We start from the raw sequence: 22,780 nt of genomic DNA on the forward strand, positions 1-22,780 counted from the left end.
CCACCGGCAGGTCGAATTTGGTGACGAGACGGTTGGTGAACGGCGCGCCAGACAGTCGGGCGAGCCGCAGCGTGTCCTTCGACTGGCGCACTTCGACGCGCGTGCCCTTCGGCAGGGCGCGCTGGCGGCGGCCGTCGCAGCAGATCCAGCCGTCGGATGTTGAGTCGTCGAGGATGTCCATCGCGAACGTGGAGCCCGCGCCGATGATGAGCGGCCGGGCGAACAGCGCGTGCGCGGCGAGCGGCACGAGCTGCAGCGCCTTGACGTTCGGCCAGATGACCGGGCCGCCGGCGGAGAACGCGTAGGCGGTCGAGCCGGTGGGTGTGGAGACGATCACGCCGTCGCAGCCGAACGAGCTCATTTCCACGTCGTCCACGCGGATCGACAGTTCGACCATTTTGCCGCGGTCGGCGCGTTCGAGTGTGATGTCGTTGAGAGCCCAGTCCTCCAGCGGCGCGGAGGCGCCCGGCAGCCACACGTCGACGTGCGCGATCATGCGCTCGTCGATTGAATAGTCGTGTTCGGCGACGCGTCGGATCGCCTCGCTCATCTGGAAGCTTTCGAATTCAGCGAGGAAACCGACGTGGCCGAGGTTCACGCCCAGGATCGGCACGCTGGTACAGTGCACGAGCTCGGCGGCGCGCAGGATTGTGCCGTCGCCGCCCAGCACCACGACGATCTCCGTGTCGTCGCGCACTACCGGCGGTCGCGACCCAAATTCCGGCGCTTCCGTGTTGTCGATGATGGACACCTCGAACCCAGCCTGCCGCAGCTGTTCCACGGCCTCGGACACCACCGTGCCGCTTTCGCGCAGGCGCGTGTGCGTCACCACCACCGCATGTCGTACGCCGGCCATAGTCACCCCTTTGCTGAAGAACCGTCAACTGCCTTTCAGTCTAGCCGATCCAGCCGATTCTCGAACACTTGTTCGCATGTCGCGCGTCATATCAACGAAAAAGCCGCGGGTCCCGCTGCGAATCGGCCCGAGAATCGCCGCATGTATCATTTGTGCGAATTACAATGGTCATTCGTAGTGGTGATATAGTCGTTCGGTTTGCAAAACGGCGTGTGCGACGCGAAGGGCGCGGAAAGGGAAGGGTGCGAGCACGATGGCGAACCCGGTCTTCGACGAATCCTCCGCCAACCGCGAGGCGTCGCGCGGATACGCATGGTGGTTTTCAGGCGACACGTTCGAAAAGGCCGCCGCCGAGGAGCGCCGCGGCCACAAACACACGTTCCGCCAGCACATGACCGCCCACCCGGGGCGCCTGACCATCATCTACTTCATGACGCTCGTCGTCCTGTCGGCGACCGCGCTCATGCTACCCCAATCCACACCGCGCGGCGAGACGACCACGTTTTCGACGGCCATGTTCACCGCCGTGTCCGCGCTGTCGACGTGCGGCATTTCCATCGTCAATTCGACGACGCACTGGACCACGTTCGGCCAGGCCGTGCTGCTCGTGTCCGTGCAGATGGGCGGTCTCGGCGTGATGACGTTCGCGTCGATGATCGCGCTTGCGGTGAACCATCACATGAAGGCCACGCAGCGTCTGCTCACGGCGAGCGAACTGGGCACGACGAAATTGTCCGAAATCAAGGGCGTGCTCACCGTGGTCGTTACCACCACGTTCGTCATCGAGATCATCACGTTCCTCGCCCTGTTCCCCGGCCTGTGGTCGGTCAATGAGGGCGACATGGGCAAAACCGCGTGGGAGGCGCTGTTCTTCGCGGTCATGTCGTACAACAACGCGGGTTTCACGCCGGACGGCGCGGGTCTGCACGTGAACAACTGGGCCGTGGGCATGCCGATCATGATGTCCGCGTTCTGCGGCACGCTCGGCTTCCCCGTACTGCTGAACCTGATGCGTTGCGCGCGCAAGCACGTGCCGCCGCGCCGCTGGAGCCTGCACACGAAGGTGACGTTGACGATGACGTTCCTGATCGTCGCCGCCTCGCTCGCATGGTTTTTGGCGGTCGAATGGGGCAATCCGTTCCTGTTCAAGGACGCGGACGTGGAGACGCGTCTGAGGCACGCGATGGTCGCGGCGGTGATGCCGCGCTCCTCCGGCTTCGACCTGTCGTGGATGCCGCAGGTAAGCGAGGCGACCAAGGTGTTCATGAGCGCGGTCATGTTCATCGGCGGCGGCAGCACGTCCACGGCGGGCGGCATCCGCGTGACCACGTTCGCGGTGATCCTACTCGTGTGCCGCGCGTCGTTCACCGGCCACAAGGACATCAACGCGTTCCGCCGCCGCATTCACACGAACGTCGCGATGACGGCGGTGAGCATCACCACGACGTGCCTGATGCTCGTGCTCGCCGCGTCGATGGCACTGATGCTCATCGCCGACGCGTCGTTCACGAACGCGCTGTTCGACGCGTGCTCGGCGTTCGGCCTGGGCGGCTATACGGTTGGCGTCGCACGCGAGGACAATCCGGCCGCGTTGGCGATTCTCGCGATCACGATGATCGTGGGCAGGCTCGGCCCGATGACGATCGCGTATTCGATCAGCCGGCCGCGCGCACTCGAGGCGGTACGCTATCCGACCGAACCGCTGGTCGTCGGCTGACGGCGCGACGACACAGCAGCGCGAACGCAAACCAACGACAAGGCAGACAACGTAGACAAGGCAGGAGACAGCATGGCAAACAATGGCAGGAGCATTCTGGTCGTCGGCCTGGGCCGCTTCGGCAGCGCGGTGGCGACCACGCTGGACGCGATGGGCCAGGACGTGCTCGCCGTCGACCGCGACGCGGAGCTCGTGAACCGCTGGTCGTCGCAGATTCCGACCGTGCAGGCCGACATGACGGACGTGCTCGCACTCGAGCAGCTCAACGCGTCCGACTTCAACACGGCGATCGTGGCGATCGGCGACAGCGTCGAGGCGTCGGTCATCACGACCGGTAACCTGCTGGACGCCGGCATTTCGGACATCTGGGCGAAATCCGTGTCGAAGGAGCACGCGCGCATCCTGCAGCGCATCGGCGCGCGGCACATCATCAACGCGGAAACGGACGCGGGCAAGCGCGTCGGCCATCTCGTGTCCGGCAACTATCTCGACTACATCGAAATCGAAGGCGCGCACACGGTCGTCAAGATCCACACTCCCCCGCACGTGGTCGGCTACAGCATCGAGGACGCGAAGGTGCACGAACGCTACGGCATCACCGTGGTCGGCATCAAGTCGCCCGGCAAGGAGTTTCAGTACGGTTCCAAGGAGCTCGTCATGCATCGCAACGACGAGCTCATCATCATGGGCAAGGAAGACCAGATCGACAAGTTTATTCAGGGCTGAATAACTGCTCTTCGGGCTGACATCTCATAACGGACGTTTCGCAACAGACAAACGCAACGAGGGTTCGCCTGCCATATATGATGTCCGACCGTATGACTTGGCTGCCGAGCCGTCAAAGGAACAGTCCGGTGGACTGTTCCTAGGCGAGGTGAGCGGCTGTGCCGCGAAGACCGGCGTTAGCCGGTGCCCGGAGCGTGTCGGGCATTATATATGGCAGGCGTACCCGAACACTGCACTATGCAGAAATGGCAGCCCGCGCGTACAGCAGATACTCCGCGTTGCCGTGCGTGCCTTCGATAGGCGAGTCGGCGGTCGCGATGACGCGCAGGCCGTGCTCGCCGGCGCATGCGACGATGTCGTGCAGCGCCCGTTCGCGCAACGCCGGATCCTCGACGATGCCGTTCTTGCCGAGTCCCGCGCGTCCGACCTCGAACTGCGGTTTGACGAGCAGCACGATGTGCGCGCCGGGCGCGGCGATGCGCGCGATGACGGGAATCACGTACGTGAGCGAGATGAACGACACGTCAGAGACGATCATCTCCGGCTGGTACGGCAGGTCGTCGGCGGTCACGTCGCGAATGTTGACGCCGTCCATGCGGATGACGCGCGAGTCGTCGGCGATGCGCGCGTCGAGCTGGTCGTGGCCGACGTCGAGCGCAATCACACGGGCGGCGCCGCGACGCAGCAGCACTTGCGTGAATCCGCCGGTCGACGCACCGATGTCGAGGCAGCACAGACCGTCCGGCGAGGGCAGTCCGACGCGCGGATCGTCGCCGTCGACGCCCGGCCGCAGATTCGCGAGCGCGCCGATGGAGCCGGTGCGGAACAGGTCGAATGCGCCGACGAGCTTGTACGCGCCGCGAGAGACGTAGTCGTCTCCCTTGTCGACGCTGATGGCGGACACGTCGGACACGTTCATGGCCGGCTTGGTCGCCGGTTTGCCGTCGACGACGACGCGTCCGGCCTTGATGAGTCGTTGCGCTTTGGACCGGCTGTCGACGAGGCCGAGGTCGACGAGCAGGGAGTCGAGTCGTTGCATGTCAGCGGCTTTCGTCGAGTTCGTGCGTGAGCTGGTCGAGCACGTCGCGGAATGCGGCGATGCGCTGGTCGTCGTCCATCCGGTCGAGTTCGGCGAGTTCGGGGAAACGTTGCGTCGGTTCGGTCGTTGCGTCGGTCATGGAAACTCCTTTGAGATGACAAAAGCCCCCTCGATGCAGGGGGCTCGTCAGTCGTGCGATGGTGTCGTTACAGCGCGAACTGCGGCAGTGCGATCGCCGCCGGGTCGCCGCCGCGGTCGGCGTAGGACCACATAGCGTTGCAGGCCGCGCGCAACGCGTTGATGTCGGTCGCGTCGCTGACGGTCAACGTGCCGGCCGTCTCGTCGAGCGTGGCCGCGGTGTCGCCGCACGTCCACGTCCGCCCGTTGTCGCGCGTCGCCGCCGGCTGCGCTTCGAGCAGTCCGCGCAGGTCCTTGACGATGTACGTCGGGCGCAGATGCGCGGGCGCGAGCATGAGCTCACGCGGATTGGTGACGCCGGTGAGCACGGCCAGCGCATCGTAGCCGCCACGCGTGCCCGCTTCGATGTCGGTGTCAAGTCGGTCGCCGATCGCCAGGCACAGTTCCTTGGCGACGGGTTCCTCGCCGTCGCCGGCCGCGAGCAGTCGCGCCTCGTCGTACATGGCGGATTCGGGCTTGCCGGCCGAGGCGACCGGTTCGACGCCGGTCGCGTTGATGACCGCCTGGATCATCGAACCGCAGCCGGGCGCGATGCCGAGTTCGCGCGGAATCGTCAGGTCGCGGTTGGTGACGAGGTACATCGCCCCGCGTTCGACCGCGAACGACACGTTGGCCATTTCCTGCCAGGTCATCTGCGGATACCAGCCCTGAATGACGGCGACCGGATCGTCCTCCGGCCCGTCGGCGAGGGTCAGGCCCTGCGAGGCAACTTCCTCGCGCAGGTGTTCGGCGCCCAGCACGAGCACCTTGGATCCGGCGGGAACGTGGCGGGCGACCATGCGCGCGGCCACCACCGAGGAGGTGATGACCTGATGCGGTTCGACGTCGAGGTCGAAGCCGCGCAGCTGATCGGCGACCACGCGCTGGAAACGCGAGGAGTTGTTGGTCGTGTATTCGATCGCCATGCCGAGCTTCCCGGCGCTGCGAATCGATTCGGCGGCGTGTTCGACCGGGTTTTTGCCCCGGTACACCACGCCGTCGAGGTCGAGCAGCGCGAGACGATACGTTTCGGCGATCGGCCTGTCCGTGGACTTGAGCATGGCCCGCGTCACTCCGCGTCCGCGGATTCGTCCACGACGTCGGCCGCGTCGTCGATGCCCGTCTCGGGCTCGGCGTTCGCGTCGGAACCGGCTTCGGCCTCTTCGGCCGGCAGCACGGACTCGTCGTCCGCCGCAGCGGAAGCCTGATCGGCGTGCGCATCGGCGTCGCCATCGGACTCGACCGCGGTCTCGTTCATGCCGGCGACTTCCTTCACGGCTTCCGCATCGTCGGCGTCCGCCGCAGCATCCGCAGACTCGTCGCCGTCCTCGTCGGACGCGTCGGACTCGGCGTCGTCGGAACCGTCCTCGTTGTCATCGTCGGACGGCGCGTACTGCGCGTCGTCTTCGCTGATGCCGAGCATGTCGAGCTCGTCGTCGCTGAAGCGTTCGAGGTCATGGTCGATGACCATGTCGTCCGGGTCGACGTCCTGATCGGCGTACTGCAGTTCGAGCTTGTCGAGCAGCGGGTCAAGATCGGCCGCCTCCTCGCCGCGGCCGGCCTCCTCGAGGAAGTACTGTTCGGCCTGGATGGCACGCATGCGGTATTCGCCCGGCAGACCCTTGGAACGGCCGATCGTGTGCACGATTTCGATGGCCTTGTCCATCTGGCCGAGATCGGCCAGCGCGCCGGCGTACACGAGGAACATTTCGACCTTCGCCTCGCCGCGCAGCTGACGGCCCTCGTCCGACGTGGCCACTTCGACGGCCTTCTTCGGGTTGCCGGTGCCGCGCTCGCAGTCGGCGATGAACGGCAGGTAGTCAAGGAAGCCGTTCATGCGGTACGCGGTGCGGAACTCCTTGAGCGCGAGCTTGTAGTCGCCTTGACGGTAGGCCACGAACGCGAGGGTTTCGCGCGCGAAGTCGATGCGGGACGCCTGGCGGGCCACCCACTTGGCGTGCGCGAGCGCGTTCTGCGGATCGGACTCCTCGAGCGCATAGGCGGCGAGGATGTGCAGGCCAATGTTCTCGGCATGTTCCTTGGACAGGCCACGCAGGCGTTCGCGCTCGTCGGTCGACAGCATCGACCATTCCATGCCCTTCGGCATCTTCGGCTCGTCGGGACGGCGCGCGGTGTACGGGTTCTGCGACGGGAAGCTCATCGTGCCGTCGGAGTTGCGACGCGGGCCGCGCTCCATGTACTCGCGGCGCTTGGTCTCGCGGTACTCGCGCTTCTCCTCGGCGGTGAACTCGCGACGCTCGGCGTTGTCGCCGTGCTGCTCCTCGCGTTTGAAGTCCTTGCGATCGTCGCGCTTGAAGTCGCGGCGGTTGTCGCGGCGATCATGGTCACGACGGAAGCCGCCGCGGCGCTCGCCGTCCTTGTGGAAGTCGCGGCGCTCCTCGCCGTCACGCTGGTAGCGCGGATTCTCGCCGTCCTGGCGACGATCGTCACGACGGAAATTACGGCGATCGTTGTCGCGGTGGAAGTTGCGGCGATCACCGTCACGATGGAAATCGCGGCGTTCGCCGTCGTTGCGCTTGAAATCGCGACGCTCGCCGTCACGACGTTCGCCGTCACGCTTGAAGTCTCGACGGTCGTCGTCACGGCGGAAACCGCCGTCGCGACGGAAACCGTGACGCTCGCCGTCCTTACGGAAGCCGCCCTTGTGGAAACCGCCCGACTTGCCGCCGCGGAAACCGCCGCGTTCGCCGTCGTTGCGCTTGAAATCGCGACGCTCGCCGCCCTCGCGGCTGAACTCGCGGCCTTCGCCGGCGCCTTCGCGGTCACGGCGGAAACCGCCGTCCTTGCGATAGCCGTCCTTATGGAAGCCGCCCGACTTGCCGCCCTTGCGGAAGCCGCCACGGGAACCGCCGAAGGAACGGCCGCCGCCGTTGCCGCCACGGCCGGAGCCGTAGGACTTGCGATTGCCGTAGGATTTGCCGCCCGAGCGGCCCTGTTCTTCTGCCATTGATGTCCTTAACTGACGCGCTCGGCTCCCCCTGGAAGAGGAGCCGAGGTTATTGGTTACTGCTTGCTCTTCGTGAAAAATCAGTGCTTCTCGACCGCGCCGAGAGCCTTCTTGCCGCGGCGAATCAGCGCGAAGCGGCCGTGCAGGAAGTCGGCCTCGCCGAGCGTCTGCTCCTCGTCCTCCACGCGGTTGTTGTTGAGGTACACGCCGCCGGACTTGACCGCGCGACGAGCCTCAGAAATCGACTTGAACAGTCCGGCCTTCACGCCAGCCTCGACCACACGGTCGCCGGCGGCCACGGCCGCGAACGCCTTCTCGCCGTCCTCGCCTTCGACTTTCAGACCGTCGATCGCGGCCTCGAGCGTGCCCTCGTCGATCGTGCCAAGGTCGCCGCCGCGGCCGAACAGCGCGGCCGACGCGTCGATCGCGGCCTGCGTCGCGGCCTCGCCGTGCACGAAGCTCGTGACCTCCCAGGCGAGCGTGCGCTGCGCCTCGCGAGCGCCCGGATTGGTCTTGGACTCCTCCACCAGGCGTTCAATCTCGGCCTTCGGCAGGAACGTGAACGCCTTGAGCAGGCCTTCCATTTCCACGTCGGGGCGGTTGAACCAGAACTGGTAGAACTTGTAGGGGCTGAGCATGGTGCCGTCGAGCCAGACGGCGTTGCCTTCGGACTTGCCGAACTTCTTGCCGCTCGCATCGGTGATGATCGGGCTGGTGAACACGTTCACCGTGGCGCCGCGCACCTTGCGGATCAGGTCCATGCCGCTGGTGAGGTTGCCCCACTGGTCGGAGCCACCGATTTCCAGCGTGCAGCCGTACTCGTCGAACAGGTGCAGGAAGTCGTTGCCCTGCAGCACTTGGTAGCTGAACTCGGTGAAGGAGATGCCTTCCTCGGAGTTGAGGCGGCGGGCGACCGTGTCCTTGGCGAGCATGGTGCCGAGGCGGAAGTTCTTGCCGACGTCGCGCAGGAAGTCGATAACGGACATCTGCGCGGTCCAGTCGTAGTTAGAGACGAAGCGCACCGGGTTGTCGCCGGTGGTTTCGAGAATGCCGCCAATCTGGTTCTTGAGGCGTTCGGCCCAGCCGGCCACGACGTCCTTCGGGTTGAGCGTGCGCTCGCCCGACTGGCGCGGGTCGCCGATGAGGCCGGTCGCGCCGCCGACGAGGGCGATCGGATGATGGCCGGCCGCCTGCAGGTGGCGCATGTTGATGAGCTGGACGAGGTTGCCGATATGCAGGGACGCGGCGGTCGGATCGAACCCGCAATAATAGGTGACCGGCTCCCCGTTCAGCGCTTCGGCGAGCTGATCGCGGTCGGTGGACTGCGAGATCAACCCGCGCCATTCCAGTTCATCGAGGACGGAGTCGAATCCGGCCTCCTTGAAATCGATGACGTGAGCCATAACTGTGGTGTCTCCCTATCAAATTGTGGGTTTTATGCGCCTATCAGTCTCGCAGAACAGGCCGACAGGCGAGACACCGGCCTGGCATAGGCCCAGCACGACCTCAGCGGCGTCCGTTGCGCAGCTTCTCGAACGCGTCGCGCAACTGCTGGAGCGCCTCGTTGTTATGTTCCGCGCGCAGGCGCGGGAACGAGGCGATCATGCGCCGCTGCTGACGGTTGAACACGGAATCGGCCGTTCCCCTGATCTTGAGCATGAGTTCGGTTGACATCTCGCGGCCGGACTGCAACGGCCCGCTCATCGCGTCGCCGACGCCGCCGACCATACCGCTCACCTTGTCGCCGACCATATCGCCGACCTTGCCGCTCACCCTGTCGGACGCGCTGCCGACCGCATCGACCGCGTCCCCGACCTTCTCGCGCATCGCGTCACCGTACTTGGCGACCATCGCGGACAGCTGGTCGAGACTCTGGTCGAAGTCGACGATGCCGACCACGGTCACCGCCGTGTCGATCACGATCAGCACCAGGCACACGAAGCTCACCCAGTGGATCACAGGCAGCGGCACCATGCCAGTCACGCGCGCGACCCACGGCTGCACGCCGTCGACGATCGCCACGCCACCGATGCCGAACACGATCGCGCCCAACAGGCAGATGCGGCCGTTCACATTGAACTTGAAATGCGAATAGTCCCACCATCGCGCGTGGAACAGCTGTTCCATGCCCCACGAGGTCGCATATTCAAGCGCACACGCTCCGATCGACGAAACGATGAAGATCAGCACCGGATTGGTCATCCGGCCGAGCAGTTCGACCGCCAATACCGCGCCCGTACCGTAAATCGGGCACAGCGGGCCGTTCAGGAAGCCGCGGTTGACGGGACGGCGTTCCTTGACGGACACGAGGATCGACTCGTACACCCAGCCGCAGAAGCTGTAGAACAGGAACCAAAGGAACAGGTATTCGACGTGCAGCAGCATCAACGGCGATCCTCCGACGTCTTAACGAGACCGTTCGCGGCGGCGGCCGTGTCGCGCCCGTCTTCGGCGGCGTATGCCACGCGCACGCGCTGCGACAGCGCCGGCTTGTTGAAACGTTTGAGGCTGATCGTCTCGCGCGTGGCGCTCACCTTGTCGGCCATGGTGACCAGATAGCCTTCGACGTAGCTGGGCGGCACGGGCGTCATCGGGAACATGTGGTGGGCGATGGAATCGCGTTCGATTGCATTGAGCTTGAAGTCGCGCAGGGCGTTGCGCAGGGCGGTCCGGCCGTGCGTGAAGCCGTGCAGGCGATGGTCGCCGTTGTCCCAGTCGTGCCAGTCGTACAGGAAATAGTCGTGCAGCAGCGCCGCGCGGACGAGCGAGCGCAGGTCGACGCGGCTCCACAGATGCAGTCGGTCGGCGAACCAGACGGCGAGGCATGCGACGCGGATCGAATGCGCGAACGTGGTAATGCAGCCGTGCTGGTAGCAGCCGCGTTCGATGTGCATGTGCTCGTGCTCGATGATGTCGTGTCCGTGCTCGTTGACCAATGCGCGGATCTGGTTGCGTGTCAGCACCGCTGTCTCCTGCCGTCCGATGTTCGGTATCGTCCGGGCCGCATGTTCCGTCGGCCCGTCTCATCGGGCACGATTGTATGACGTGCGGCCAACTGCCGGTTTCATCCGTTGGAATGAATCGGCGTGGTCTCGTCGGCCGTGCGGCCGATTCTTTTTGCTAGACGAACAGGCTCATGTCGCTGGTTTCGCCGGCGCCGAGGAACGTGCTCACGCCGCCGAGTTCGACGCCGTCGATGAGTTCCTCCTTGCGGATGCCCATGATGTCCATGGACATCTGGCAGGCGACGAGCCGCACGCCGTGGTCGGTGGCCTGCTTCATGAGCTCCTCGAGCGAGGCGACGTTCTTGGACTTCATGATCCAGCGGATCATTTTCGCGCCGATGCCGCCCATGTTCATGCGGCTGAGGCCGAGTTGACGAGTGCCGCGCGGCATCATGAACCCGAACATGCGCTCGACGAGGTTCTTGGCGACGCGCACCCGCTTGGGCTTGCGCAGGATGTTCAGTCCCCAGAACGTGAAGAAGATCGTGACCTTGCGGCCCATGGCGGCCGCGCCGTTGGCCATGATGAACACGGCGATGGTCTTGTCGAGGTCGCCGCTGAACACGACGAACGTCTTGTCGTGCAGCACGTCGCCGCCGGCGGAAGCCGTGCGGGCGGATGCGGATGTGCAGGACGGACAGGTCGTGTCGACCGACGTGCCGTCGGCGTTCGCCACGGCACCGTTCACGGTTCCGTCCGCCACGCCCTTTTCCAGTTCGGCGCGGATTACGCCGTCCGAGCCGTCGCGAGTGAGGCTGACCAGCGTGTTGCCGGTGCGTTCGGCCCACACGGCGATGTCGGAGCAGAACGCGTCCTCGGTCGCCTCGACCGTAAGTCGCGTGCCGGCCGGCTCCGGCCGCAGCGCGTCGGCGACGGCGACGATCGGTCCGGGGCATTTGAGTCCCTTCGCGTTGACGTGCAGCGTCTTGGGAGCGGGCCGCACGGCAGTCGGATCTTCCGCTGCATCGTTCTTTGCCGTCGCGATTGACGCGGTCGTATCCTCAACGGCACGGCCGGACGCACCGGCAGCCGTGTTGTCAATCGCAGTACCGGTCGTCGTGAACGTCTCAGCATCATCGACTTTCGCGTCCGCCGCCGTCATGTCGCCCGCGTATCCGGCGTCGCGCAGCGCGGCGAATCCGCCATCCAGATTGATCGCCTCGTAGCCGCGATCGGCGAGGATCTCGCACACCTGCTCGCTCCAGTCACCCACGCGGCAGAACACGACGACCGGCTTGCCGGTCGGCACCGAGCCGAGCCGCTGACCGATCTGATCGAATGGAATGTTGATCGCGCCCTTGACCGGATGAACGATCACCTCATCTGGTTCCCGCAAATCAAGCAGCGTGACCGTGTCGCGGTCGAGCGCGGCGAATTCGGCCGGCGTGATGTGCCGGTATTCGTCAGACTCGTCTCCCCCGAGTCCCCCGTGCAATGCGATGGCCATATCAGCCTCCCCCTACTTACGTCTACTATTGTGTCGCACTATTGTCATTTCGATCAACGGCAACTTTTTCTCTGTCATTTCGACCGAGCGCAGCGAGTGGAGAAATCTTACATAACCTCGGCAGATCTCTCCGCTCGGCTTCGCCTCGGTCGAGATGACAGGCAGTGCAGTCAGATCACGCAGGCCGTCTGCACGTATCGCGCCGGGTCGAGCGCGGTGATGGTCGGATGGTCGCCGCACACCGCGCATTCGGGCACGCGTTCAGGCAGCGGCACGCGCCGCACGTTCATGGTGAGCGCGTCGACGGTGAGCATGCGGCCGATCAGCGGCTCCCCCACGCCCACGATGAGCTTGACCGCTTCGGTGGCCTCCAGGCTGCCGATCACGCCGACGACCGCGCCGAGCACGCCCGCCTCCTTGCAGGTCGGCACCTCGCCCGCCGGCGGCATCTCCTCGAAAATGCAGCGATAGCAGGGGCCGGCGCCGGGCACCACGTCCATGACCTGACCGGCGAATCCGACGACGCCCGCGTGGATGAACGGCTTGCCGGCGAGCACGCACGCGTCGTTGATGAGGAATTTCGTCGAGAAGTTGTCGGTCGCGTCGATGACGAGATCGTACGGTTCGATGAGCGCGGCGATGTTGCTAGCGTCGACGAGGCCGACGTGCTCGTCGACGGTCACGTCCGGGTTGAGTGCGCGGATGGCCGCGGCGGCCGACTCGACCTTGGGAGTGCCGACGCGTGCGGTGGTGTGGATAATCTGGCGCTGCAAGTTGCTCAGATCGACCACGTCGCCGTCGGCGAGTCCGATGCGGCCGACGCCGGCGGCGGCGAGGTACAGCGCGACCGGCGAACCGAGCCCGCCCGCGCCGATGATGAGCACGCTCGCGGCGAGCAACCGCTTCTGCCCTTTCGCTCCGACCCCGTTGAGGATCAGGTGCCGCGCGTAGCGTTCCAGCTGTTCGTCGTTCATCGCCATAATCGCAATCCCCTCCGCCGGCCGTGCCGGCCGTAATCCGCGAATCCTACTTCTGCAGCAGCGATTCGGGAGACTTGTACGCCGGACCGTCGGACACGGAGTTCGCGAACGCGCGCAGCGTTTCGATCGACGTCTTCGCGGCGACGATCTGCTCGCGCACGCGCAGCGGCGACGTGCCGCCCTTGCCGTTGCGGGCGGAGACGGAACCTTCGGTCGAGAGCACTTCGCGCACCTGCGGCGCGAGGTCGGCCGGCAGGAAGTCCTTGAACACGTTGACGAAGTCCTCGTCCGTGAGGTCCCACAGTTCCTGGCCGCGGCCTTCGGCGAGCTTGACGCACGCGCCCGACAGTTCGTGCGCGTGGCGGAACGGCACGCCATGCTTGACGAGCCATTCGGCGATGTCGGTGGCCAACGCGAAGCCGGTCGGCGCCTCGGCCTCGAGACGATCGTGGTCGAACTGCATGGTGGCGACCATGCCGGTGAACGCGGGCAGCAGCACCTCGAGCGTGTCGACCTGGTCGAACACGGCCTCCTTGTCTTCCTGCAGGTCGCGGGCGTACGCGGTCGGCAGGCCCTTGAGCGTGGCGAGCAGGCCGGTCAGGTCGCCGATCAGACGGCCGGACTTGCCGCGCGCGAGCTCGGCGATGTCCGGGTTCTTCTTCTGCGGCATGATCGACGAGCCGGTCGAATACGCGTCGTCGAGCTTGACGAACGCAAATTCCTGCGTGTTCCAGATGATGATCTCTTCGGAAAGTCGGGAGATGTCGACGCCGGTCATGGCGGCGATGAACGCGAATTCGGCGACGAGATCGCGCGAGGCGGTACCGTCGATCGAGTTGGCGGTCACGTTCGTGAAGCCGAGTTCGCGGGCGACCGCGACCGGCTCGAGGCCGAGCGTGTTGCCGGCGAGCGCGCCGGAGCCGTACGGGCTGGCGTCGATGCGCTTGTCCCAGTCGGCGAGACGCTGCACGTCGCGCAGGATCGGCCAGACGTGGGCCATGAGCTGGTGCGCGAGCAGAACGGGCTGCGCGTGCTGCATGTGCGTGCGGCCGGGCATGACGGTGCGGCCGGCGGCGACGGACTGTTCGATGAGCGCGGAGGCGAGCGAGAGCAGCAGCTTGGCAATGATGCGGCTGTGGCGGCGCAGCCACATGCGGATCAGGCAGGCGATCTGGTCGTTGCGTGAGCGGCCGGCGCGCAGCTTGCCGCCGAGTTCGTCGCCGGCGATGGCGAGCAGGCCGCGTTCCAACGCGGTGGCCTCGTCCTCGTCGTCTTCGATCGGGGCGAACGCGCCGGAGTCGACGCGGCGCTGGAGCTCATCGAGCGCGTCCTCCATGCGCTGCAGCTCGTCGGCGGTGAGCAGGCCGGCGCGGCCGAGTGCGCGCGCGTGGGCGCGAGAGCCGGCGATGTCATCGTCGGCGAGTCGCCAGTCGAACTGGGTGGACTTGCTCAGTCGGGCGAGTTCCGGCGACGGCCCGGAGGTGAATCGGCCGCCCCACAGGGCGAGGTGCTCGGTGTTCTGCTCGGCGCTGTCAGCCATGCGATACTCCTTGTGCTTCTTGGCGTTCATGCTCGTAAACCACTGAAAGCCTACCAGTCTCCGTAACCATTCATGCGTGCTCGCCGTTGCGGTGCGTGGCGGTCGGGCCGGCCTCTGCCTATGCGAAAGCCCCCTCTGCTGAGAGCAGGGAGGGCTTTGATTGCAATGAGATGTCAGACCGTCGCGGTCATGGCGTCACTCGACGGCGTTCTCCGGCACTTCGATGCCGTTGCCGAAGCGGACGTCGCGGGCGGCGGCGACACGGCTCGGCAGGCCGTAGATGTCGATGAAGCCGTTGGAGGACTTCTGGTCGAACGTGTCGCCGGAATCGTAAGTGGCGAGCTTGTAATCGTACAGCGAGGAGTCGGAGCGGCGTCCGGTGACGACCGCGCGACCGCCGTGCAGGGTCATGCGGATCTCGCCGGAAACGTACTTCTGGGTTTCCTCGATGAACGCGTTGAGCGAACGGACGGCCGGGGAGAACCACTGCGCGTCGTAGACCAGCTCGGCCCAGCGCTTGTCGATGTCGCGCTTGATGCGGTGCTGTTCGCGCTCGAGGCAGCAGTTCTCGAGCTCCTGATGCGCGGTGATGAGCGCGATGGCGCCCGGGGCTTCGTACAGCTCGCGGGACTTGATGCCGACCAGACGGTCCTCGATCAGGTCGATGCGGCCGATGCCCTGCGCGCCGGCGCGGCGGTTCATCTCTTCGATGGCCTGCAGCGGGGTGACGTCGCGGCCGTCGATCTTGACCGGAATGCCCTGCTTGAATTCGATGGTCACCTCGTCCTCGACCGGCGGGAACGCCGGATCATCGGTGTAGGAGTAGCAGTCCTTGGTCGGCGCGTTCCACGGATCCTCGAGGAAGCCGGTTTCGATGGCGCGGCCCCACACGTTCTGGTCGATGGAGTACGGGCTTTTCTCGGTCTGGGTGATCGGCAGCTTGTGTTCCTTGGCGAACGCGATTTCCACGTCGCGGGTCAGGGACAGGTCGCGGATCGGGCTGATGGCCTTGAGCGTCGGGTCGATGGAGGCGATGGACACCTCGAAGCGCACCTGATCGTTGCCCTTGCCGGTGCAGCCGTGCGAGATCGTGTCGGCACCGAACTGGTGGGCGGCGCGCACGAGGTGCTTGGAGATGAGCGGACGGGAGATGGCGGAGACGAGCGGGTACACGCCTTCGTACAGGGCGTTGGCCTTGAGAGCCATCATGCAGTATTCGTCGGCGAATTCGTCGCGCGCGTCGACCACGTAGGATTCGACAGCACCGCAGGCAAGGGCGCGCTGCTTGATGGTTTCGAGGCTTTCGCCGCCTTGGCCGACGTCGAGGGAGACGGCCACGACGTCCTTGCCGGTGCGCTCCTTGAGGTAGGAGATGGCGACGGACGTGTCCAGACCGCCGGAGTACGCGAGTACGATACGCTTGTTATCGCTCATGATTGCCTTTCTGTAAAGTCAGCTGACGCAAGTATATGCACAAGTCTGTATATTTATGCAATGCCGGCGCGTCGGTATCTCAGTTCTTGGACGCGATCGACAGCAGCCATTTCGCCCGGGCCGCGGCCGTGTCGTCCTCGTCGCAGATCACCATCACCGTGTCGTCGCCGGCGATCGTGCCGAGCACGCCGTCGATCGGCTGCTTGTCGATCACGCTGGCCACGTACTGCGCGGCGCCGGACGGCGTATGCACGACGATCAGGTTGCGCGCCGGCGCGACCGACGTGACCAGCCCGCCAAGCACCTTGGCGAGCTGCTGCTCGGCCTTCTCCCCGATGCCCGCGGCCTGATGCACGGCATGGTCACCCACCGTGTAGGCGATCGTGCCGTCCGAGAGCCGCGTTTTCATCGCGTTGATCTCGTCGAGGTCGCGGCTGAGCGTGGCCTGCGTCACGTCGATGCCCTCGTCGGAGAGAATGCCGGACAGCTGCGACTGCGACGTGATGACGTGGTTGAGCAGGATCTCCTCGATCACGCTCAATCGTGCGGCCCGCGTCGCCGGGCGGCGCAGCGGAGTGTTGGTGGAATCAGTCATTTCGATGTTCGGGTCCCTCCCGATCGGCGCGTCAGGCGAGCAGGCTCTCGTCGCCGCGCTGCTGGCCGACCAGCCAAGTGAGCAGCGCCTTCTGCGCGTGCAGGCGGTTCTCAGCCTCGTCCCACACCACGGACTGCGGGCCGTCGATCACTGATTCGGTGACCTCCTTGCCACGGTAGGCGGGCAGGCAGTGCTGGAACAGCGCGTCCGGCTTGGCGAGCGCCATGAGCTCGTCGTTGACCTGGTAGTCCCAGAACGGCTTGGAACGGATCGCATACTCCGCCTCCTCGCCCATGGAAACCCACGTATCGGTGAAGATGCAGTCGGCGCCGGCCACGGCTTCGCGCGCGTCAGTGGTGACGAGGATCGAACCGCCGTTTTCGGCGGCGATGCGCTCGGCGTCGGCGACGATGTCCTTGCGCGGCAGGTAGCCGTACGGGCCGGCGACGCGCACGTGCATGCCGGCGACGGCACCGGCCAGCAGGTACGAGTTGGCCATGTTGTTGGCCGCGTCGCCCACGTAGGCGATGGTCTTGCCGGCGAGCGCGTCCACACCGCCGCGGAACTGCGCGATGGTCAGGAAGTCGGCGAGCACCTGGCAGGGATGGAAGTCGTCGGTCAGCGCGTTGACGACCGGGCAGGTGGCGTACTTGGCCATTTCCTCGACGCGGTCCTGGCCGAAGGTGCGCCAGACGATGCCGTAGGCCATGCGGGTGAGCACGCGCGCGGTGTCGGCCACCGGTTCGCCGCGGCCGAGCTGGGAGCCGGACTTGTCGATGACGAGCGGATAGCCGCCGAGTTCGGCGACGCCGATGGAGAAGCTGGAGCGGGTGCGGGTGCTGGGCTTGTCGAACAGCACGGCGACGGCCTGCGGGCCGGCGAACGGCTGCTTGTAGAAGCGGTTTTCGCGGAACTTCATGCCGAGTTCGAGGACCTGCTTCTGCTCCTCGTGGTTGAGATCGTCGTCGCGCAGCATGTGGCGAAGCTGACCGGTCATTGGTACTCCTTATTTACGTTTCGGTTGACGTTTCGATTGGCGTTGGATAGGCGTCCGACGGACGTCGCGAGCGACGCGGACGCCGATTCGTGCGCTGTCAGTCGTTGGGCAGGTCATCGGGGATGCGCGCGAGGATCGCGAGCGCCTGGTCGACGTCCTGTGCGGTGACGTTCAGCGGCGGCGCGAAGCGCAGCGCGTCCGGTGCGACCGCGTTGACGATCAAGCCGTGTTCGAGCGCCCAGTTCATCACCGCGTGCGCGCACGGGTGGCTCAGCTGGACGGCGTCGAGCAGGCCGCGGCCGCGCGCAGATTCGAACAGCGGGTTGCCGGTCGCCATGATGCCGTCGCGCAGCTGCTGACCGCGTGCCTCGGCATTGGCGACAAGGTTCTCGTCCTCGATCACGCCGATGGTGGCGAGACTGGCCGCCGCGCCCAGCGGGTTGCCGGCGAACGTGGAGCCGTGCGAGCCGGGGGTGAACAGTGCGGACAGCTTGGAGCCGAAGGCGATCATGCCGCCCATCGGGAAGCCGCCGGCCACGCCCTTGGCGAAGGTGACCATGTCGGGGGTGACGCCGCCGGACAGGTCCTCGCGCTGGAACGCGAACCACTTGCCGGTGCGGCCCATGCCGGTCTGCACTTCGTCGATGATGAGCAGCGCGTGGTTGATGTCGCACATCTGGCGGACCTTCTTGACGTAGTCCGCGCCGAGCGGGCGCACGCCGGCCTCGCCCTGGATGAGCTCCATGATGACCGCGGCGACCGGGCCCTTACCGTAATGGCCCTGGCCGGTCTGAGCGAACGCCTCGTAGAGGGCCATCGGGTTGCCGGCCTCGACGAATTCGATGCCGGGCACAAGCGGCTCGAACGGGGTGCGGATGGACGGCTTCCACGTGGCGGACAGCGCGCCGAGCGTGCGGCCGTGGAATCCGTGGGTGAGCGCGATGATGCGCGCCGGCTTGCCGCCGATCGACGGCGTGGCGCCCGGCAGGGTGCGGCCGTACAGTTTGGCGAGCTTGATGGCCGCCTCGTTGCCTTCCGCGCCGGAGTTGCCGAAGTAGACGTGCGAGCCTTCGGGCGCGCCGGCGAGTTCGACGAGCTTGGCGGCGAGCTTGATCTGCGGCTCGGTGGCGAAGTAGTTGCTGGTGTGCGCGACCTTGGCGGCCTGCTCGGAAACGGCCTTGACCCACTTGGGGTGCGCGTAGCCAATCGAGTTGACGGCGATGCCCGCAAGGAAGTCGAGGTATTCGTTGCCGTCGACGTCCCACACGTGCGCGCCCTGGCCGTGGTCGAGCACGCGCAGCGGCGTGCCGAACACGTTCATGTGCACCTGGGAGTACTCCCCCAGCCACTTGGAGTCTTCCGACCCCAGCTTTTCCGTTTGCTCAGTAACCATACGAACTCCTCATTTCGACGCCGTCCTCGGGCACGACCATGGTGCCGATGCCGGCGCTGGTGAAAATCTCGTTCAGGATCGAATGCGGCTTGCGGCCGTCGATGATGTGGGCCCTCGGCACCCCGCCGTCGATAGCGCGCACGCATGCCTCCATCTTCGGCCGCATGCCGGACTCGAGGTCGGGCAGCATGTCGCGCAGGTTTTCCACGCCGATGCGGCCGATCAGCGAATTGCGGTCTGGCCAGTCGGCGTACAGGCCGTCTACGTCAGTCAGGATGACGAGCTTGCTGGCGCCCAGCGCGGCGGCCAGTGCGGCGGCGGCCGAGTCGGCGTTCACGTTGAGCACTTCGGTCGCGTCGTCTTCGTTCGGTGCGACGGACGAGACGACGGGGATGCGGCCGGCCGAAATCAGGTCTTCGACGGCGGACGCGTCGACGCTCACCACGTCGCCGACGAGGCCGATGTCGGTCGGCTTGCCGTCGATGATCGGCTTACGCTGCATGGCGGAGAACAGGCCGCCGTCCTCGCCGGACAGGCCGACGGCGAGCGGGCCGTGCGCGTTGATCAGGCCGACGAGTTCGCGCGAGACCTTGCCGGTGAGGACCATGCGCACCACGTCCATCGCTTCGGGCGTGGTGACGCGCAGGCCGCCCTTGAATTCGGACTTGATGCCGAGCGCCTTGAGCATCTGCGAGATCTGCGGGCCTCCGCCGTGCACCACGATCGGGTGCAGGCCGACCTGCCGCAGGAACACCATGTCCTCGGCGAAGCACTGCTTGAGATGGTCGTCGATCATCGCGTTGCCGCCATATTTGATGACGATGCGCTTGCCGGCGAACTCTTCGAGCCACGGGAGCGCCTCGATGAGCACTTCCGCCTTCTGGTCGGCGCGCAGATCGGTGTGCACGTCGAAGTGGAATCCAGGTCCCTTCAGTTCTGTTGCCATGTTTTCGTACTGTCAGCTTTCGTAGTCGGCGTTGATGTGGACGTATTCGTGGGTCAGGTCGTCGGTCCAGACCGTGGCCTCGGCGTCGCCCGCGTTGAGATCGATGTCGATGTGGACTTCGCGCGGGGTCATGTCGACCTCGCTGCGGTCGCGTCCGGCGCCGCCGTTCTCGCAAATGCGCACGCCGTTGACGTCGACGGTGACCTTGTTCGCGTCGTAGGGCGCGACGTCGACCGGCACGGTGCCGAGCGAGGAGACAATGCGACCCCAGTTCGGGTCGTTGCCGCTGATCGCGCACTTGAGCAGGTTGGAGGCGGCGACGGCTCGGCCGCAGGCGAGGGCCGCGTCCTCGGTGGTCGCCCCGGTGACGGTGATGCGGATGTCGTGGCTGGCGCCTTCGCCGTCGCCGATGATCTGGCGGGCGAGCGAGGCGCACGCGTCGGCGACGAGCTTATTGAACTCGTCCGGGTCGGGTTCGACGCCGGAGGCGCCGGAGGCGAGCAGCAGGACCGTGTCGTTGGTGGACATGCAGCCGTCCACGTCGATGCGGTTGAACGACGTGTCGACGCCGGAGGCGAGTGCGGCCTGCAGCTGTCCGGCCGTGACGACCGCGTCGGTGGTGATGACGCACAGCATGGTGGCCAGCTGCGGGGCGATCATGCCCGAGCCCTTGACCATGCCGCCGATGCGCCAGCCGGCCTTACTTTCGAGCGTGACGGTCTTCGGCTTGGTGTCGGTGGTCATGATCGCGTGCGAGGCGTCCGCGCCGGCTTCGGCCGTGTCGGCGAGCGCCGCGTAAGCGTGCTTCGCGCCGGCGAGCACGTTGTCGAGCGGCAGGAGTTCGCCGATCAGGCCGGTGGAGCATACGGCGATGTCGTTCGCGTCCGTGCCAACGAGCGACGCGACGGTTTCGGCGGTGGCCTTGGACTGCGCGTAGCCGGCTTCGCCGGTGCACGCGTTGGCGCCGCCCGAGTTGAGGATTACGGCCTTGATGTGCCCGTCGGCCACGGCCTTGCGGCTCCACTGCACAGGGGCCGCACAGAAGCGGTTGAAGGTGAACACGCCGGCGGCCGCGTCCAGCGGGCCGTTGTTGACGACGAGCGCCAGGTCCTTCTTGCCTTCGACGGCGGAAATGCCCGCGACCACGCCGGCCGCGGAGAAGCCTTGTGCGAATGTCACGCTCACGGTGCTACTCCGATCTTGGTAAGGCCCGCGTCTTCCGGCAGGCCGAGTGCGATGTTCAGGGATTGGACGGCCTGTCCCGCGGTGCCGCGGTTGAGGTTGTCGATGGCGGCGAAGGCGAGCAGGCGGTTCGCCTTGCGGTCGGTGGCGACCTGGATGTGTGCCGCGTTGGAGCCGATGATGTTGGCCGTGGCCGGCAGCGTGCCGGCGGGCAGCACGTTGATGAAGTCCTGTCCGGCGTAGGCGTTGAGCCATGCGGCGCGGATGTCGTCGTCGCTCATCGCGGCGGCCTTGTCGCTCAGCTGCGCGCTGACGACGGCGAGGATGCCGCGGGCCATCGGCACGAGGATCGGCGTGAATCCGAGCGTGAACCGGCTTGCGTCGGCCGCTCCGAGTCCGGCGGCGTGCGCGAGGTTCTGCAGGATTTCGGGGATGTGCCGGTGGGTGCCGCCCACGCCGTACGGCACGGCGGAGCCGAGCGCTTCGGCGGCCAACAGGTTGGTGCGCTTGAGGTTCTTGCCGGCGCCCGAATAACCGACGGCAAGGTCAGCGACGACGCTTTTGGGCTCGATGAGGCCTTCGGCCACGCCCGGCTGCATGGCGAGCGTGACGGCGGTCACGTTGCAGCCCGGTCCGGCGATACGCTTGGCGCCCGGCAGGGCTTCGCGCTGGCGTCGGTAGACTCCGTCGGCGTCCTTGCCGACGATGAGTTCGGGCATGCCGTACGTCCAGTGCTCGTAGAAGTCGCCGCCGTAGTATTCGTCCCATGCGGCCTTGTCTTCGAGCCGGTGGTCGGCGCCGAGGTCGACGACCACGGCGTTCGGGTCGAGCTGTGCGGCCAGTGCGCCGGACGCGCCGTGCGGCAGCGCGAGGATGATGACGTCGTGGCCGTTGAGCGCTTCGGGTGTGGTGTCTTCGACGGTCAGGTCGGCCAGTTGCGGGATGTGCGGCATGTGCTTGCCGAGCTTGTCCCCCACCGACGAATGGCCAGCCACGCAGGTGACCTCGAAATCGGGGTGGGCCGCGAGAATGCGCAGCGCCTCGCCTCCCGCGTATCCGGTCGCGCCTGCCACGGCTACCGTGTACTTCGCCATGTCATGTCTCTTTTCGTTGATGTACGTGAACATCACGACACTATACACTTTATGCAGAACATTGCATAACTATGCAGTGTCGTTTTCGAGACACCCTATCCTTCTCAGCTCCCCTTGTCAGGGGAGCTGTCACGCAGTGACTGAGGGGTAGTCGAACCCATCACATTACGTTCTCGCGACGCTTGATCATCCGGAGCAGAGCCCGCAGCCCCTCCCATCACGCACTGATCGGCCCGTCCGTACCGCCGGTGCCGGCCGAACCGCCCTCGAGCATGTTGAGCATCTCCTGGTAGTAGTCGAGCACGCTCATGCCGTTGAACATCAGCCACACGCTCATGATCGTGAAGAACACGTTGATGAACACGGCCGCGAACGCGAGCCAGAAGCCCTTCATGTTGAGCATGCGCGTGCGCCACATCGAAATCGCGCCCATCACGGCCGGCAGCACCGGCACGGGGAAGAACAGCGCGCACACTAGCGCGATGATCGCATACGCGTCCCAGTGCCCGTACAACGGGTTCTGCCTAGGGTCGTTGACGTCGATGCCGTGGAAGTAGCGCGGCGTGTGCCCGTCGGCGGTCTGCTGCGACTGCTGCATATACGGCGGCTGGCCGTAGCCCGCGTTGCCCTGGGCCGGCTGCTGCCCGGACGCCGAATACGGATTCGGCTGCCCCCATGCGCCGC

20 protein-coding genes and 1 pseudogene are annotated in these 22,780 nt (G+C 66.0%); 2 read left to right on the plus strand and 19 right to left on the minus strand.

The window, feature by feature from the left end:
• On the minus strand, positions 1-856 hold an 856-nt coding region (locus BBIA_RS11150; protein WP_035138413.1), incomplete at its 3' end, for an NAD kinase.
• A 253-nt stretch (positions 857-1,109) separates the two neighbouring features.
• On the opposite strand from BBIA_RS11150, the gene BBIA_RS11155 reads away from it, so the two are divergent.
• Both BBIA_RS11155 and BBIA_RS11160 read left to right on the plus strand, forming a co-directional pair.
• Positions 1,110-2,573 carry a TrkH family potassium uptake protein gene (locus BBIA_RS11155; protein ID WP_033493220.1) on the plus strand — a complete coding sequence of 488 codons (1,464 nt, stop codon included), beginning with the start codon at positions 1,110-1,112 and terminating at the stop codon, positions 2,571-2,573.
• Positions 2,574-2,645: 72 nt separating this feature from the next.
• Entirely contained in the window at positions 2,646-3,299 is a 654-nt protein-coding gene (locus BBIA_RS11160) for a potassium channel family protein (protein ID WP_033493218.1), read from the plus strand.
• 235 nt (positions 3,300-3,534) lie between these two features.
• Here BBIA_RS11160 and BBIA_RS11165 read toward each other — a convergent pair whose 3' ends face one another.
• The 18 genes and pseudogenes from BBIA_RS11165 to BBIA_RS14480 all read right to left on the minus strand — a co-directional run.
• Positions 3,535-4,338, minus strand: a complete 804-nt coding sequence (locus tag BBIA_RS11165) for a TlyA family RNA methyltransferase (protein ID WP_033493216.1) — start codon at positions 4,336-4,338, stop codon at positions 3,535-3,537.
• Position 4,339: 1 nt separating this feature from the next.
• Positions 4,340-4,477 (minus strand): hypothetical protein, encoded by a 138-nt coding sequence (locus BBIA_RS14565; protein ID WP_162834999.1) that lies wholly within the window; start codon positions 4,475-4,477, stop codon positions 4,340-4,342.
• Between the two features lie 67 nt (positions 4,478-4,544).
• Entirely contained in the window at positions 4,545-5,576 is a 1,032-nt protein-coding gene (locus BBIA_RS11170; RefSeq protein WP_033493214.1) for an HAD-IIA family hydrolase, read from the minus strand.
• 8 nt (positions 5,577-5,584) lie between these two features.
• Entirely contained in the window at positions 5,585-7,483 is a 1,899-nt protein-coding gene (locus BBIA_RS11175; protein WP_033493212.1) for a tetratricopeptide repeat protein, read from the minus strand.
• 80 nt (positions 7,484-7,563) lie between these two features.
• Positions 7,564-8,886: a tyrosine--tRNA ligase gene (gene tyrS, locus BBIA_RS11180; protein WP_033493210.1), complete on the minus strand. Its 1,323-nt coding sequence runs from the start codon at positions 8,884-8,886 to the stop codon at positions 7,564-7,566.
• A 103-nt stretch (positions 8,887-8,989) separates the two neighbouring features.
• Positions 8,990-9,868, minus strand: coding sequence for a putative ABC transporter permease (locus BBIA_RS11185; RefSeq protein ID WP_152600508.1), 879 nt, complete (start codon positions 9,866-9,868; stop codon positions 8,990-8,992).
• Positions 9,868-10,446, minus strand: a complete 579-nt coding sequence (locus BBIA_RS11190) for an HD domain-containing protein (RefSeq protein WP_033493208.1) — start codon at positions 10,444-10,446, stop codon at positions 9,868-9,870. The genes BBIA_RS11185 and BBIA_RS11190 overlap by 1 nt, the downstream gene beginning before the upstream one ends.
• 157 nt (positions 10,447-10,603) lie before the next feature.
• Complete coding sequence (locus tag BBIA_RS11195; protein WP_033493206.1) at positions 10,604-11,935, minus strand: DsrE/DsrF/DrsH-like family protein; 1,332 nt, start codon at positions 11,933-11,935, stop codon at positions 10,604-10,606.
• A 170-nt stretch (positions 11,936-12,105) separates the two neighbouring features.
• Complete coding sequence (thiF, locus tag BBIA_RS11200) at positions 12,106-12,915, minus strand: thiazole biosynthesis adenylyltransferase ThiF (protein WP_033493204.1); 810 nt, start codon at positions 12,913-12,915, stop codon at positions 12,106-12,108.
• 46 nt (positions 12,916-12,961) lie between these two features.
• Positions 12,962-14,455 carry an argininosuccinate lyase gene (gene argH, locus BBIA_RS11205; RefSeq protein WP_033493279.1) on the minus strand — a complete coding sequence of 498 codons (1,494 nt, stop codon included), beginning with the start codon at positions 14,453-14,455 and terminating at the stop codon, positions 12,962-12,964.
• A gap of 195 nt (positions 14,456-14,650) precedes the next feature.
• Positions 14,651-15,889 carry an argininosuccinate synthase gene (locus tag BBIA_RS11210; RefSeq protein ID WP_033493202.1) on the minus strand — a complete coding sequence of 413 codons (1,239 nt, stop codon included), beginning with the start codon at positions 15,887-15,889 and terminating at the stop codon, positions 14,651-14,653.
• Positions 15,890-15,968: 79 nt separating this feature from the next.
• Positions 15,969-16,484 (minus strand): arginine repressor, encoded by a 516-nt coding sequence (gene argR, locus BBIA_RS11215; RefSeq protein WP_033493200.1) that lies wholly within the window; start codon positions 16,482-16,484, stop codon positions 15,969-15,971.
• 31 nt (positions 16,485-16,515) lie between these two features.
• Complete coding sequence (gene argF, locus BBIA_RS11220) at positions 16,516-17,481, minus strand: ornithine carbamoyltransferase (protein WP_033493198.1); 966 nt, start codon at positions 17,479-17,481, stop codon at positions 16,516-16,518.
• 97 nt (positions 17,482-17,578) lie between these two features.
• Positions 17,579-18,874 carry an acetylornithine transaminase gene (locus tag BBIA_RS11225; RefSeq protein WP_033493196.1) on the minus strand — a complete coding sequence of 432 codons (1,296 nt, stop codon included), beginning with the start codon at positions 18,872-18,874 and terminating at the stop codon, positions 17,579-17,581.
• Complete coding sequence (gene argB, locus BBIA_RS11230) at positions 18,864-19,820, minus strand: acetylglutamate kinase (RefSeq protein WP_033493194.1); 957 nt, start codon at positions 19,818-19,820, stop codon at positions 18,864-18,866. The genes BBIA_RS11225 and argB overlap by 11 nt, the downstream gene beginning before the upstream one ends.
• A gap of 12 nt (positions 19,821-19,832) precedes the next feature.
• The gene (gene argJ, locus BBIA_RS11235) at positions 19,833-21,005 is read right to left on the minus strand and encodes a bifunctional glutamate N-acetyltransferase/amino-acid acetyltransferase ArgJ (RefSeq protein WP_033493192.1); all 1,173 of its coding nucleotides are present in this window, start codon (positions 21,003-21,005) and stop codon (positions 19,833-19,835) included.
• Positions 21,002-22,096 carry an N-acetyl-gamma-glutamyl-phosphate reductase gene (gene argC, locus BBIA_RS11240; RefSeq protein WP_033493276.1) on the minus strand — a complete coding sequence of 365 codons (1,095 nt, stop codon included), beginning with the start codon at positions 22,094-22,096 and terminating at the stop codon, positions 21,002-21,004. The genes argJ and argC overlap by 4 nt, the downstream gene beginning before the upstream one ends.
• Positions 22,097-22,313: 217 nt before the next feature.
• A pseudogene (locus tag BBIA_RS14480) lies at positions 22,314-22,780 on the minus strand (hypothetical protein); the annotation flags it as partial.

The organism is Bifidobacterium biavatii DSM 23969 (assembly GCF_000741165.1).
In the GTDB taxonomy this organism is placed as follows: domain Bacteria; phylum Actinomycetota; class Actinomycetes; order Actinomycetales; family Bifidobacteriaceae; genus Bifidobacterium; species Bifidobacterium biavatii.